Here is a 14,327-nt window from a genome sequence, read left to right as displayed (position 1 = left end):
CTGCCAGCCAATGCCGTGCAAGGGCCGCCCTGCTGCGCTGGCTCCGTCACCCGGTCTGCGCGCTGCGCAGGCGACGGGAGGCAGTGTGCAGCGCCCGCAGGGGCTGTTCATTGATTACTTGACGGAGCCCTTGGGCAGGACCTGCACCACGGCGCTGCGCTGGATCTGCACTTCCACGTTGCTGGCGATCTCGATGTGCAGGAAACCTTCGGACAGGCGCGTGACCTTGCCCAGAATGCCCCCGGCGGTGGCCACTTCATCGCCCTTGGCGATGGCGTCGATCATGGCGCGGTGTTCCTTCTGGCGCTTCATCTGGGGGCGGATCATGACGAAGTACAGCACCACGAACATGAGCACCAGGGGCAGCATGCCCGTGAGCGTGGACATCATGTCGCCGCCACCAGCGGCTGCGGCAGGTGCGGTTTGGGCAAAAGCGGAAGAAATAAACACGGACGGGACTCCACAACGGATGGTCAAAATACACAAAAACCGCCAACAGCCAGCGCCAACGCGCCCGCCAGGGCGGAACAGGACATTGTATGCGGCGCCTTGCCCGCCCCCCAAGGGGTAAGACCCAGGCCTGCACCGGGTGTTTGTGCAGGGGGCCAGGGCGCAACAGGCGGGCAGTCAAACACCATTAAAAATCGGCCTTTGCGCGCATTGGATAAGCGCTAATAGCTCTCATTTTGATAGTAAAAAGCCCGCGCAAGCGCGGGCTTCTCTGCAAAGGTGCTGCTGGTTCGCAGAACTTCAAGCGGCCTGACGGTGGCTGGGGGCTCCCTGGCCGCTGCGCCACTGGGCCATCAGGGCGTCCCACTTGGGGCGGGCGGCGGCCAGGTGGCGCTCCTTCACATGGCCGTAGCCACGGATCTCTTCGGGGATGCGGGCAATCTCCACCGCCAGGGCCAGGTTGTCGGCGTTCAGGCGGGCAAGCAGCTCGTCGATGCAGGCGCGGTATTCCACGATCAGCGCACGCTCCATGCGGCGCTCCTCGGTCTTGCCGAAGATGTCGAGCGCCGTGCCACGCAGGCCCTTCATCTTGGCCAGCAGGCCAAAGGCACTGCGCATCCAGGGGCCAAACGGTTGTTTGACGAGTTCGCCCTTGTCGTTCTTCTTGGCCGTCATCGGCGGCGCCAGGTGGTGCACCAGCTTGTAGTCGCCTTCGAACATGTTGGCGATCTTGTCTGTGAAGGCCTTGTCGGTGTGCAGGCGCGCCACTTCGTACTCGTCCTTGTAGGCCATGAGCTTGAACAGGTAGCGGGCCACGGCCTCGGACAGGCGGGTGCTGCTGCCCAGATTCGCTTCTGCCGCCTTCACCTTCTCGACAAACGCCTGGTACTCGGACGCGTAGGCGGCATGCTGGTAGCCGGTCAGGAATTCCACCCGCTTGGCCACCATGTCGGTGAGCGAAGGCTTCTTCACAAATTGGATCACCTGCGCTGCCTGGAACAACGCCTGCACCGACGCCAGATCGTGCGCGCAGCGGCGGCCCCATTCAAACGCAGCCTTGTTGTTGTCCACCTGCACGCCGTTCAGCTCCATGGCGCGCATCAGCGACGCCAGCGTGAGCGGCACGCGGCCCTTTTGCCAGGCGTAGCCCAGCATCAGCGGGTTGGTGTAGATGCTGTCGCCCAGCAGCTGCGTGGCCACCTGCTCGGCGTCAAAGCTGCCCACACCGCCTGCGCCGACCGCTGCGGCAATCGCGCTGTCGCAATTGGCGCCGGGGAACTGCCAGTCCGGGTTGGTCACAAAAGCCGCCGTGGGCGTGCTGTGGGTGTTCAGCGCCACAAAGGTGCGGCCCGGCTGCATGACCGTCAGCGTGTACTTGTGTGCCGCCACGATGGAGTCGCAACCGATCACCAGGTCGGCTTTGGCGGTATCGACCTTGGTGGTGTAGATGGCTTCGGGACGGTTGGCGATCTGGATATGGCTCCAGGTGGCGCCGCCCTTTTGGGCCAGGCCGCCCGCGTCCTGCGTGATGACGCCCTTGCCATCCAGGTGCGCGGCCATGCCCAGCAGCGAGCCGATGGTGATCACGCCCGTGCCGCCCACGCCGCCGACCACGATGCCCCAGGCGCTTTCCGCCACCGGCAGCACCGGTTCAGGAATGGAGGGCAGCGCCGACAGGTCGCCCTTCTTTTCCTTCTTGGGCTTCTTGAGCTTGCCGCCTTCCACCGTGACGAAGCTCGGACAGAAGCCGTTGACGCAGGAGTAGTCCTTGTTGCAGGTGCTCTGGTTGATGCGGCGCTTGCGGCCGAACTCCGTCTCCACCGGCTCCACGGAGAGGCAGTTGGACTTGGTCGAGCAGTCGCCGCAGCCCTCGCACACCAGGTCGTTGATGACCACGGTCTTGTCGGGCGTGGCCAGCGTGCCGCGCTTGCGGCGGCGGCGCTTTTCGGTGGCGCAGGTCTGGTCATAGATGATGACCGTGCAGCCCTTGATCTCGCGGAACTGGCGCTGCAGCGTGTCGAGCTCGTCGCGGTGGTGCACCGTCACGCCATCGGCCAGCGCCACGCCGTCGTACTTCTGCGGCTCGTCGGTCACGATGATCAGCTTGACCACACCTTCGGACTTCAGGCTGTTCATGATCTGCAGCACCGAGTGGCCCTCGGGCCGCTCGCCCACGGTCTGGCCGCCGGTCATGGCCACCGCGTCGTTGTAGAGCACCTTGTAGGTGATGCTGGTGCCTGCTGCAATGCTCTGGCGGATGGCCAGCAGCCCGCTGTGGAAGTACGTGCCGTCGCCCAAGTTGGCAAACACATGCTGGTCGGTGGTGAACGGTGCCTGGCCCACCCAGGTCACGCCCTCGCCACCCATCTGCGTGAAGGTGCTGGTCTTGCGGTCGGGCATCCAGTTGGCCATGTAGTGGCAGCCGATGCCAGCCACGGCGCGCGAGCCTTCGGGCACGCGGGTGCTGGTGTTGTGTGGGCAGCCGCTGCAGAACCAGGGCGCGCGCTCGCCCGTGTCCACCTTCAGCTCGGCCATGCCACGCTCGCTCGCCTCAATGACGGCGATGCGCGCATCCATGCGGGCGATGATGTCGCCGGAGACGCCCAGCTTCTTCAGGCGCTTGGCAATCGCCTTGGCGATGATGGCGGGCGTCAGGTCGGCCTTGGCGCGCAGCAGCCAGTTCTGGCTGGGGTTGGGCATGGACCATTCGCCACCCGTGGCGTCGCCCTCGGGCTCGTCGAACTTGCCCAGCACGTGGGGGCGCACGTCCGAGCGCCAGTTGTACAGCTCTTCTTTCAGCTGGTACTCGATGACCTGGCGCTTTTCCTCCACCACCAGGATTTCCTGCAGGCCCTCGGCAAAGTCGCGCGTGATGGTTGCTTCGAGCGGCCAGACCACATTGACCTTGTGCACGCGGATACCGAGCTGGCGGCAGGTGTCGTCATCGAGGCCCAGGTCCACCAGGGCCTGGCGCGTGTCGTTGTAGGCCTTGCCGCTGGCGATGATGCCGAAGCGGTCGTTTTTGCCTTCAATGACGTTGTAGTTGAGCTTGTTGGCGCGGATGTACGCGAGGGCCGCATACCACTTGTAGTCCATCAGGCGCGCTTCCTGCTCCAGCGGCGCGTCGGGCCAGCGGATGTGCAGGCCGCCGGGCGGCATCGCGAAGTCCTCGGGCATGACGATCTTCACGCGGTCGGGGTCGATGTTGATGCTGCTGGAGGACTCCACCACTTCCTGGATGGTCTTCATGCCCGACCACACGCCCGAGAAGCGGCTCATGGCGAAGGCGTGCAGGCCCATGTCCAAAATCTCCTGCACGCTGCTCGGAAAGAACACCGGTGTGCCGCAGGCCTTGAAGATGTGGTCGCTCTGGTGCGCGGCCGTGCTGCTCTTGCTGATGTGGTCGTCGCCCGCAATCGCAATCACGCCGCCGTGTTTGGCCGTGCCGGCCATGTTGGCGTGCTTGAACACGTCCGAGCAGCGGTCCACACCGGGACCCTTGCCGTACCAGATGCCGAATACGCCGTCGAACTTCTTGCTTTGTGGGTACAGGTCCAGCTGCTGCGTGCCCCAGACGGCGGTGGCGCCCAGTTCTTCGTTCACGCCGGGCTGAAAGACGATGTTGTTGGCCGCCAGGTGCTTCTTGGCGGCCCAGAGCGCCTGGTCGTAGGTGCCCAGCGGGGAGCCCCGGTAGCCGCTGATGAAGCCGGCGGTGTTCAGCCCGGCGGCGGCATCGCGCTGGCGCTGCAGCATGGGCAGGCGCACCAAGGCTTGCACCCCGCTCATGAAGGCCCGGCCGTGGTCCAGGGAGTATTTGTCGTCGAGGGTGACGGTTTCCAGCGCCTTGCGGATGGATTCGGGCAACGGGGCATTCATGGCTATGTCTCCAATGGCTTCTTTGTGGGGCCGGGCCTTGTGGGCCGGTGGGGCAGGGGCCATCCGCCCGTTTAGGGCAGCGGCTCCAATGTGGAGGTAAGTGTATGTCTGCGTGGCTGATATGTCTTTGCGTTGTGTGCCGTGTTTAGGCTATTCTGAGAAAGGATCTTTCTCTTTTTGGCCGCTTTGTGAACACTCTCGACAAATTCGATATCGCCATCCTCAACGAGCTACAGGCTGACGCCCGCCTGACGAATGCCGAGCTGGCCCAGCGCGTGGGCCTGTCGGCCGCGCCTTGCTGGCGGCGCGTGCGGGCGCTGGAGGAACAAGGCTTCATCAAGGGCTACCGCGCCGAGATCGACCGGCACAAGATCGGCCTGGGGGTGCTGGCCTTTGTGCGGCTGGATGCCGACCGCAGCACCGGCAACCTCACGCGCAAGATGGAGGAAGCCATCCGCCAGATCCCCGAGGTCGTGTCCTGCCACTACATCAGCGGCACCGGCACCTTCGAGCTGCAGGTGGTGGCGCGGGACCTGGACAGCTTCTCCCAGTTCGCGCGCGACGTGCTGCTTAACCTGCCCAACGTGAAAGACATGCACACCAGCTTCTCGCTGGGCGAAGTCAAGGCCAGCGGGGCACTGCCACTGGCGCACCTCGCACGGGTCAAAGGGTAGATGCTATTTTATTGATAGCTAATAGTGCTTGATGGACGAGCGGCAGGGCCCGTTTTGGCATGTCATCCCGGCAGAACAGGCCCTCGCCCCAAGGTGAAGGGCGCGATATGGCTGGGCGACCTGCAAGGTGACAAGGCGTTAGGGCGTGGTTCCTGCGCGGGGTGTGCTGTATAAGCCTGCGGAACCACAGCGGGGCTGCCAAGCCGCCGCACGCACTCTCTCCATCACCCGCCCGCAAGGTGGCGGCGCGAGCAGTTGCCGGTGGGTCTACCAATAGAACGGCTCCTTTCGCGCACAGGCCCAGGGCCTGCCGACCGGAGCCCACCAAGAGGGCGAGGGCGGCATGATCATCTGGGGCATTTTCTGGGGCGCGGTGCTGGGGTCGTGGTTCGGTGGCTACGGCGACTTCGGGCCGTTTGTGGGCGGCATCCTGGGCTTTTTCGCCGGGCTGTCGCTGCGCTGGGCAATCCGCTCCGCCATCCGCACCGAACTGCAGGCGCAGGCCGCAAAGGCCGTCGCCCCGCCCACGCTGGCACCGCAGGCAGCAGTTGCGGAAGAGCGGCCTGTGGCGGCACCGCCCGTGGCGCAGGGGCCCGTGCCACCCGCACCTCCGCCACGTCCCGCTGCCATCGACAGCCCCCGGGACGCGGACGACGCTTTTTGGACCGGCGAACTCACGCCCCAAGGCCTGCCGCGCGTTCCGGCTTCCGCCCCGGCAACCGCACGCGCGGACGCGCCCATCCCGCCGGCCGCGCCCCGCAAGACGGCACAGCCCGCCCAGCCCAACCCCATCGACCTGGCCGTGCTCGCCGCCAAAAACTGGCTTCTGGGCGGCAACACCATCGTGCGTGTGGGGCTGGTGATTCTGTTCATCGGCCTGTCCTTCCTCGCCCGCTACGCCGCCTCCGCCGGGCTGCTGCCGGTCGAGTTCCGCCTGGCCACCGTCGCCGCGGTGGGCATTGCACTGCTGGTGGTGGGGTTCCGCAAGCGCACCGACAAACCCGGTTTTGCGCTGGCCCTGCAGGGCGGCGGCGTGGCGGTGATGTACCTCACCGTGTTTGCGGCCTTCCGGCTCTATGGGCTGTTGCCACCGCTGTGGGCCTTCGGGCTGATGATCGTGGTCTGCGCGGCCAGCTGCGCGCTGGCGCTGCTGCAGGACTCGCGCGCCCTGGCGGTGGCGGCGTTTGCGGGCGGCTTTGCGGCGCCCATCCTGCTGTCCACCGGCCAGGGCAGCCACGTGGGCCTGTTCAGCTACTACACGCTGCTCAATCTGGCGATTCTTTTCATCGCCCACAAGCGCTCGTGGCGGGTGCTGAACGTGGTGGGCTTTGTGGCCACCTTTGGCGTGGCCACGGCCTGGGGGGCACTCAAATATGTCCCCGATCACTACGCCAGCACGCAGCCCTTCCTTGCGGTCTTTGTGCTCATCTACCTGTTCACCGCCATCCTGTATGCGCGCAACACGCCGACCAAGCTGGGCCACACGGTGGACACCATGCTGGTCTTTGGCACGCCACTCGTGGGCTTCGGCCTGCAGGCGGGGCTGGTGCAGCCCTTCGAGCTGGGTGCGGCTTTCTCGGCGCTGGCCTTTGCGGCGGTCTACCTGCTGACCGCGACCGTTCTGGTGCGCCGCGCGCAAGCCAGCTGGCGCCTGCTCATTGAATGTTTCATCGCCATCGGCGTGGGTTTTGCCACGCTGGCCGTGCCGCTCGCGCTGGATGCGCGGTGGACCTCGGCGGTCTGGGCGCTCGAAGGCGCAGGCGCCTTCTGGGTCGGCATGCGCCAGGCGCGCTGGATGCCGCGTGCCTTTGGCCTGGTGCTGCAGGGCGTGGCGATGCTGGTTTTCATGTCCGGTGTGGACGGTGGCGGCCTGCAGGTCTCGTCCCTGCCACTGGCCAACCCGGCCTTCATCGGCGCCCTGCTGATTGCGCTGCCCGCGCTGCTGCTGGCCTGGTGGCTGCGCCAGCCGCTGCCACACAGTGGCTCATCCTGGGCGCGGGGCTATGCAGGCGTGGAGGCGCAGCTGTCCAGCCCGGCCTACCTCTACGGTTTTGTGTTCTGGTGCCTGGCCTGGTGGCTGGAGATCACGCGCAGCGTGCCCGCCACCGAGGCGAACCAGTGGCCTGTGCCGGTGTTTTCGGGCCGCGTTGCCGAGCTGCTGGGCATGTTGGCCGTGGTGGTCAGCGCCGCCCTGTCGATGGTGCTGGGCCTGCGCACGCGCTGGGCCGTGGCCACCTGGCCCGCGCGCGGCACCATCGCCGTGCTGGCGCTGGGTTTTGTCGCGCAGGTGGTGGATGGCCACCGCGTGCTGACCACGCCCGCCTGGGCCGTGTGGCCCGTCGTGCTGGCGCTGCATGGGTGGATGCTGTTGCAGACCGACCGCTTGCAGGCGGCGGGCGCGGAGGGCTTGCCCTCCCATGGCGCCTCGCGCTTCGGCTGGTTCCACGCCGCCACCGCCTGGCTGGTGACCTTGCTGCTGGCCGACTGCCTGTGGTCCGGCATCGCCAAGGGCGAGCTGTGGCGCACTTCATGGGCCGGTGTGGTCCTGCTGGTCAGCGCCATTGCGGTGCTGATGCTGCTGGCGCTCTGGGCGGGGCGTGGCCACCAGCCCGCTGCACGCGCGGCGCTGCCCTGGCCACTCAACCCCCATGCCGAGGCGTACTACGGTCTGGCCGCGCTGCCCCTGGCGGTGCTGGTGTTTGGGGGCGCACTGCTGGCCGCCGTGCATTCGTCGGGCCACACCGCGCCGCTGCCCTACATCCCGCTGCTCAACCCCACCGACCTCACGCTGGCGCTGGCGCTGGGCAGCCTGGTGTTCTGGCGGCGGGTGCTGCTGTCTGCGGCGCCGCCCCCGGCGGGCACGGGCTGGGCCACGGGGCGCAACGCGCTGGTGGCCCTGGCGCTGCTCGCGTTCATCGTCATCAACACCGTGTGGCTGCGCGTGGCCCACCACTTCTTCGGTGTGCGTTGGGATGCTTCGGCGCTGTTCAACAGCTTTGTGGTGCAGACCGGCTACGCCATCCTGTGGACGTTGCTGGCGCTCAGCATGATGGTGCTGGCGCACCGCCGCGCGCAGCGGCCGCTGTGGCTGGTGGGCGCGGGCCTGCTGGGCGTGGTGGTGGTCAAGCTGCTGGTGATCGACCTGTCCAATGCCGGTGGGGCCGAGCGCATCATTGCCTTCATCGCCGTGGGTGTGCTGATGCTGGTGGTGGGCTACTTTGCGCCGCTGCCGCCCAAGGCCGCGCCAACGCCTGCAGCGCCTGGAACGCCGCCGGTGGCGCCATCGGAACAGGAGATGCCGTCATGACCACCCTCCAAACCAAACGGTTCCTGGTGCTGGCAGCCGCCGCCCTGTCCCTGTCCGCCGGTGCCGCGCGGGCGGCAGCCGATGCCAGCAGCCCTGCCTCCTATGCCATCCGCATCCCTGTGGCGCTGGCCGCCGATGCGCCGCTGCAGCGCGTCGCCCTGCCCGCCGAGGTGCTGGTGCGCCTGCAAAGCCCGGGCTATGCCGATGTGCGCCTCTTCAACAGCGCGGGCCAGCCCGTGCCCATGGCCCTGGCGGGGGTGGCGGCGGCCCCTGCGCCAGAGGCCTCGGTGGTGCTGCCTGCCTACCCCATCCTGGGCTCGGCCACTACGGCGACTACGGCGGGATCGGCCCCACTCGAAGGCCTGTCGCTGCGCATCGAAGAGCGCCAGGGCCAGCGGGTGGTGCAGATCGACACGCCCGGCACGGCGGGTGCCCAGGCCGCCCAGGTCGTCCGGGGTGCGCTGCTGGATGCGCGCGGCCTGCAGCAGCCCGTGGCCCGCATGGCCCTGGATGCGGACCTGCCCGCCGGGCAGCCGGTCACCTTCCAGGTGCAGTCCAGCCAAGACCTGAAAACCTGGCGGCCACTGGCCGAGACGGTGCTCTACCGCGCCGATGCCGCCGCCACCCCCGCCGCGCCGGGCCGCCTGGGTGCCGAGCAGATCGACCTGCACCGCACCAGCCTCCAGGGCCACTACCTGCGCGTGACCTGGGGCGACGCCGCCGTGACCCTGCGCGGCGCCACGCTGGTCACCACGCACAGCGCAGTGGCGCGCGAACGTGTCAGCGCCCGCCTGGCCATGCCCCCGCTGACCCAATTCCAAGCCCAACCCCGCGAGCTGGTGCTGGCCCTGCCGTTTGCCACGCCGGTGGCCGCGCTCGCCATCACGCCGCCCGTCAGCAATGTTCTGATCCCGGTGCGCGTGCTGGGCCGCAACCACCGCGAGCAGCCCTGGTCGCCACTGGCCAGTGCCGTGGTCTACAAGATGGCCACGGGCGGAAAGGAACAGGCCAGCGGCCCCATCGAGCTGGGCGGCGCCTCGGTGCGCGAGGTCAAGATCGAGGCCGACGCCAAGACGCCCGGCTTTGCGGCCGCGCCCCAGGTGGCGCTGCAGTTCGAGCCCGTGCAGCTGGTCTTTCTGGCCAGCGGGCAGGGCCCCTTCACCCTGGCGGCTGGGTTGACCGGCGCCACGGGGGCAGCCAGCGCCTTCCTGCCCCTGGCGAGCCTGGTGCCGGGCTACCAGCCCCAGCAAGAAAACAGCCTGCCCCTTGCGCAGGTGGATGTGGCGCGGGCCGACATCACCGGCGGCTCGCCTGCGGGCGGCGCGCTGGTGCCTGCAGCCGCCGTGAGCAGCGGGGTCTCCTTGCGCAGTGCCGTGCTGTGGGGTGTGCTGGTGGCAGGCGTGGCCGCGCTGGCGCTAATGGCCTGGCTGCTGCTGCGGCAGACCCAACAGGCGGACAAGCAGGCAGCGGCTGAGTCGACCGATGTGGCGTGACGAAGCGCGGGGGCATGCCTGCAGTCGGCTATTGGGCGTTGAACCACCACGGCTGCGCCAACCGTCGCACAATGTGCAGACATGCCGCCATTGCCGTCCCACGAAAGCCCGCGCAGCGTTGCGCCCCCGCCCTCCCCTGACCCGCAGGCTCTGAACCCGGGCGCCCCGCCGCAGGACGACGCAGCCGCAGACCGCGCCGCGCGCGCAGCAGATCTGGCCCAGGGCACGGAGGAATCCGTCGCCGCGCAGCTCGGCGCTGGGCCTGCGGCGCTGAACCAGGCCGCCTCGCTCTCACCCCTGGCCCCGCTGTCCGTCCCCGTGTTCCGCATGCTCTGGCTCACCTGGGTGGCGGCCAACACCTGCATGTGGATGAACGACGTGGCCGCCGCCTGGCTCATGACCACGCTCACCACCTCGCCCGTGCTGGTGGCGCTGGTGCAGACCGCCTCCACGCTGCCCGTCTTCTTGCTGGGCCTGCCCAGCGGCGCGCTGGCCGACATCCTGGACCGGCGGCGCTACTTCATCGCCACGCAGTTCTGGGTGGCGGCCGTTGCGCTGGTGCTGTGTGTGGCCATCCTGGCTGGGGGCATGACGGCGCCGCTGCTGCTGGCGCTCACCTTTGCCAACGGCATCGGCCTGGCCATGCGCTGGCCGGTGTTCGCGGCCATCGTGCCCGAGCTGGTCAGCCGCCCACAACTGCCTGCCGCGCTCGCGCTCAACGGTGTGGCCATGAACGCCTCGCGCATCATCGGCCCGTTGCTGGCGGGCGCCATCATCGCGAGTGCGGGCAGCGCCTGGGTGTTTGTGCTCAACGCGGTGCTGTCCATCGTTTCCGGCTTCACCATCATGCGCTGGAAGCGGGTGCACACGCCCAGCCCGCTGGGCCGCGAAAAGCTGACCAGCGCCATGCGCGTGGGCTTGCAGTTTGTGCGCCAGTCGCCGCGCATGCGGGCTGTGCTGTGGCGCATCTCCGTCTTCTTCCTGCACGCCACCGCGCTGCTGGCCCTGCTGCCGCTGCTGGCCAAGGGGCTCGAAGGCGGCGGCGCGGGCACCTTTACGCTGCTGCTGGCCAGCATGGGCGCGGGCGCCATCACGGCGGCCATGTTTTTGCCGCGCCTGCGCCAGGCCATGGCGCGCGATGTGCTGGTGATACGCGGCACGGCGCTGCAGGCCGCCGCCACGGGCGTGATGGCCGTGGCGCCCAACGTGTATGTGGCCGTGCCCGCGATGTTCGTGGCGGGCATGGCGTGGATCACCACGGCCAATTCGCTCAGCGTGTCGGCCCAGCTTGCCCTGCCCAACTGGGTGCGGGCGCGCGGCATGTCCATCTACCAGATGTCCATCATGGGCGCCACCGCGCTGGGCGCTGCCGTGTGGGGCCAGGTGGCCACGGTCACCGACGTGCATGTGAGCCTGGGCATTGCCGCCGCCACCGGCGTGGTGGCCATGTTGCTGGTGCAGCGTCTGGTGGCCGACCGCAGCATGGAAGAAGACCTCAGCCCTTCGCGCGCCTTCAAGGCCCCGGTGGCCGAAGTGCCGCCCGGCGCGGGGCATGTGGTGGTCACCATCGAATACTTCATCGACCCCGTCCGCGCCCCTGAATTCCGCGCCGTGATGCAGGAAAGCCGCCGCAGCCGCCTGCGCCAGGGCGCGCTGGGCTGGCAACTGCTGCACGACATCGCCCAGCCCGCTCGCTATGTGGAGCGCATCGAGGACGAGTCGTGGACGGAGCACCTGCGGCGCTTCGACCGCGTGACCGCCTCGGACGTGGCGCTGCGGGACCGCAAGCTGGCCTTCCATGTGGGCGATGCCCCGCCGCGCGTGACGCGGTGGTCGGTGGAGTAGGCGCCTGCATGGGGGGAGCCTCCCCGGCTTCGCCTACCATGGCGGCCTTCCCAGCTTGACCGCGTGCCCCTGGCGGGGCCGCCCATTCCGCATGCCGAGCTATTTGCGTTCTGCCCTTTGGGCCCTGGCCCTTGGGGCCCCTGCCATCCACGCCGCCGCACCCGACCCCGCCCTGCTCGGCTGCTGGCGCGCTACCAAGATCGTGCTGCACACGCCTGCCGGTGAGAAGGCCGAAGACAGCTCGGGCCGCTGCACGCTGCAGTTCAAGGACGATCAGTTCGACTCCGTCTGCAAGACCTCCAGTGGCGTGTCCACCACCACCTACCGCTACCAGGTGGTGCGGCCCCAGGTGTATGCGGCCACCATGGCCAGCAGCAGCTTTCGCACCGAGATGGTGGGCTCGACGCGCGAGTACGAGTACCGCATCGACGGCGACCGGCTGCGCACCGTGACCGTGCCCCCGGCCATGGCGTTCGCGGCGGCGGCTGCGGCCCCCCGCGTGGAGACCGAGGCGGCCCGGGTGGCCTGCCCCTGAAGGCGGTGATTCACTCTTGTTTTGATAGCTATCAGGGCAATACCATCGGGCGGTAGAGGCCAAAAAGGCGATAGTCAACCTGCCGATGAGCCCGCTGGGGCTGTGCCGCTCCCCTCTGCTACACAACTGCGCTGCAGGATCCCCATCAGCACCGTGCGCAGCAGTGGCATAAGGGCCTCAGCGTCTGCGCCGTCCTGCAGGGCGGCGGTCAGTGCGGTGCCGTGGGCGGCCACCGTGCCGGTGACCTCGGCGTGCCAGCGCGCGGTCCAGGGGTGGGCATCGTCCGGTGGCATGCGCTGCTGGTGGGCGATGGCGAGGTAGTGGCTGCAGGCCGCTTCGGTGGCGTGTTGCAGCAGGTCCTGCCGCCCTGTGTCCTTCTTTTGCAGCGATCGCACCACCCAGGCCGTGGTGCCGCCCAGCAGCGCGCCCAGGGCCGTGCCTGCGCCCAGGGTCAGGCCGCCCGTGCCCAGGTCGATCAGCGCGCCCGCCTTGGCCCCGGCGGCGGCGCCCGCAGCAGCTCCGGCCGAGGTGCCCAGGGCCAGGGCCGTGCCATCGAGGCGACGTGGTGCGGTGGGCGGCGGGGCCAGGTGTGCCGCTGGCACGGGGTGGGGGGCTGGCGTGGCGGGCTCGCCATGCAGGGCGCGCAGCGTGGCGTCCAGCGCATGCACCCGCTCGGCATAGCGTGCGGCGGCATCGTCTGGCGGCAGGCGGGTGAGTGCGGCACAGGCGCGCAGGTGCTGCGCCAGCGCCAGCAGGGCCTGCCCAAAACGCTGCTCGTTGCGCTCCACCCAGGCGGCGCGCAGGCGGTTGAGGGCATGGTGGTGGGCGGGCAGGGTTGCGCTGAGCCGGTCGAACAGCGTGGGCTCCAGCACCCAGCTGGCGCCAAAGTCTTCCCAGCGCAGCACCACGTGGGGGGCGGCCTGCCAGGCGGGCGGGAGCGGGTCGGTGGTCCAGGCCAGCACGGCGTCCACGGGGGCGCTGGCATCGACCACCCACTGCAGCCGGTCGCCCTGTGGGGTCTGCAGGCTGGCGCCCAGCAGCACCTGGGCTTGGGCCTGCGGGCCGTGCAGGCCGATCACCAGGTCGCCCGGCAGGCTGGCGCGCAGTGTGTCAAAGGCGGCGCCTTGTGGGTCGATGTGGCCCTGCCACCGGTGTTCGCGCCAGCGTGCCCAGGCGGCCAGGGCCAGGCGCGGCAGCACCACGGCCAGCAGCAGCAGGCCCACGTACATGCCGACCCAGCGGCTGCCTGCGGCGCCACCCCCACCTGCCATGCCTGCCACGCCACTTTCGCCCGCAAAGTTCTGCGTGGCCGCGATCTCTTCCAGCGTGAAAGGCGCGAGGCCCAGCAGCAGGGTCAGCGGTGCAAACAGCACCGAGACGATGGCGTGCACCTGGGTGGCGTCGAGAAAGGTGCTCTCCCAGCCAAACTGGTAACGCACCACCAGCCCGCGCAACAGCAGCGACAGCGCAATGCCCGCGCCCCAGGCGGCGGCGCACAGGTGCAGCACCCGCGCGGCGCGCTGTTGCAGCAGGTCGGCCGCATGGGCCCACCAGCGCTGGTGAAAGTCGGCCGCAATGCGCGCGACCAGCCCGCGCCCCCGCTCGGCACGGCCAAAGGGATAGCTGAGGGGGCGCAGCGCTTGCTGCAGCCATGCGCTGGGCTGCGAGGGCGGGCGCCATGCGCGCCAGGCGATCAGCAGGTAGATGGCGAGGTTCCAGGCCAGCACGGTGAGCAGCGGGGGCGAGAGCAGGTCCACCCGGTGCGCGTTGCTGATGCGGTCGATGGCCAGGCCCAGCAGCAGCGCCGCCAGCGGCAGGCCACGCGCCACCCAGGGCCCGAGCCCGCCTGCGCCGGGCCCCTCGGTGTGTGGGGCGTGCAGCGCAGCCACGGTGGTGTCGCGGCCGCTGGCGTGGTCGGCGATGGTGGTCGCGCGCTCCAGCATCACCTCGGCCACCCCCACACGGGGCAGCCCGCGCGCCCGGGCGGCGGCCACGGCGCTGCGCGTGGCGTCCTGCAGCTCCACCGGGCTGACCAGGGTGTGTCGGGTGTCGGCCTGCTCGATGGCCTGGGCCAGCAGCAGGGTGCGCAGCTGGGGCTCGGTCACGCGCATGGATGATCCTGATTCAATAGCTATCAGCGCATGATG

The 14,327-nt window shown here is 69.0% G+C and carries 8 protein-coding genes; 5 read left to right on the top strand and 3 right to left on the bottom strand.

Features of this window, described 5'->3' with window-relative positions; genetic code table 11:
• Positions 1-114: 114 nt before the first annotated feature.
• A complete protein-coding gene (yajC, locus tag ACSQ3O_RS25955; protein WP_094289651.1) occupies positions 115-450 on the bottom strand; it encodes a preprotein translocase subunit YajC in 336 nt (111 codons plus the stop codon).
• A 300-nt stretch (positions 451-750) separates the two neighbouring features.
• The gene (locus ACSQ3O_RS25950) at positions 751-4,326 is read right to left on the bottom strand and encodes an indolepyruvate ferredoxin oxidoreductase family protein (protein WP_436140949.1); all 3,576 of its coding nucleotides are present in this window, start codon (positions 4,324-4,326) and stop codon (positions 751-753) included.
• A 188-nt stretch (positions 4,327-4,514) separates the two neighbouring features.
• Here ACSQ3O_RS25950 and ACSQ3O_RS25945 point away from each other — a divergent pair, with 188 nt between their 5' ends.
• The 5 genes from ACSQ3O_RS25945 to ACSQ3O_RS25925 all read left to right on the top strand — a co-directional run bounded on the left by ACSQ3O_RS25945 (position 4,515) and on the right by ACSQ3O_RS25925 (position 12,180).
• On the top strand, positions 4,515-5,000 hold the full coding sequence (locus tag ACSQ3O_RS25945) for an Lrp/AsnC family transcriptional regulator (protein WP_137749371.1): 486 nt from the start codon (positions 4,515-4,517) through the stop codon (positions 4,998-5,000).
• 343 nt (positions 5,001-5,343) lie between these two features.
• Positions 5,344-8,307: a DUF2339 domain-containing protein gene (locus ACSQ3O_RS25940; RefSeq protein WP_436140948.1), complete on the top strand. Its 2,964-nt coding sequence runs from the start codon at positions 5,344-5,346 to the stop codon at positions 8,305-8,307.
• A complete protein-coding gene (locus ACSQ3O_RS25935; RefSeq protein ID WP_436140947.1) occupies positions 8,304-9,800 on the top strand; it encodes a DUF3999 family protein in 1,497 nt (498 codons plus the stop codon). The genes ACSQ3O_RS25940 and ACSQ3O_RS25935 overlap by 4 nt, the downstream gene beginning before the upstream one ends.
• 81 nt (positions 9,801-9,881) lie before the next feature.
• On the top strand, positions 9,882-11,645 hold the full coding sequence (locus ACSQ3O_RS25930; protein ID WP_436140946.1) for an MFS transporter: 1,764 nt from the start codon (positions 9,882-9,884) through the stop codon (positions 11,643-11,645).
• 103 nt (positions 11,646-11,748) lie between these two features.
• Positions 11,749-12,180 (top strand): hypothetical protein, encoded by a 432-nt coding sequence (locus ACSQ3O_RS25925; protein ID WP_249368352.1) that lies wholly within the window; start codon positions 11,749-11,751, stop codon positions 12,178-12,180.
• Positions 12,181-12,254: 74 nt separating this feature from the next.
• Here ACSQ3O_RS25925 and ACSQ3O_RS25920 read toward each other — a convergent pair whose 3' ends face one another.
• Complete coding sequence (locus tag ACSQ3O_RS25920; RefSeq protein ID WP_436140945.1) at positions 12,255-14,291, bottom strand: DUF3482 domain-containing protein; 2,037 nt, start codon at positions 14,289-14,291, stop codon at positions 12,255-12,257.
• Positions 14,292-14,327: the final 36 nt, after the last annotated feature.

It is taken from the genome of Acidovorax sp. LjRoot74 (assembly GCF_964254355.1).
GTDB lineage: Bacteria > Pseudomonadota > Gammaproteobacteria > Burkholderiales > Burkholderiaceae_C > Acidovorax.
The sequence above is the reverse complement of the archived record's forward strand: the minus strand, read 5'-3'. Positions and strand labels throughout refer to the sequence as shown.

Excerpts from the sequence above, each read along its gene's own strand:
- ACSQ3O_RS25920 (WP_436140945.1), bottom strand. The coding sequence starts at position 14,291 with ATGCGCGTGACCGAGCCCCAGCTGCGCACCCTGCTGCTGGCCCAGGCC.
- ACSQ3O_RS25940 (WP_436140948.1), top strand. The coding sequence starts at position 5,344 with ATGATCATCTGGGGCATTTTCTGGGGCGCGGTGCTGGGGTCGTGGTTC.
- ACSQ3O_RS25950 (WP_436140949.1), bottom strand. The coding sequence starts at position 4,326 with ATGAATGCCCCGTTGCCCGAATCCATCCGCAAGGCGCTGGAAACCGTC.
- ACSQ3O_RS25930 (WP_436140946.1), top strand. The coding sequence starts at position 9,882 with ATGCCGCCATTGCCGTCCCACGAAAGCCCGCGCAGCGTTGCGCCCCCG.
- ACSQ3O_RS25935 (WP_436140947.1), top strand. The coding sequence starts at position 8,304 with ATGACCACCCTCCAAACCAAACGGTTCCTGGTGCTGGCAGCCGCCGCC.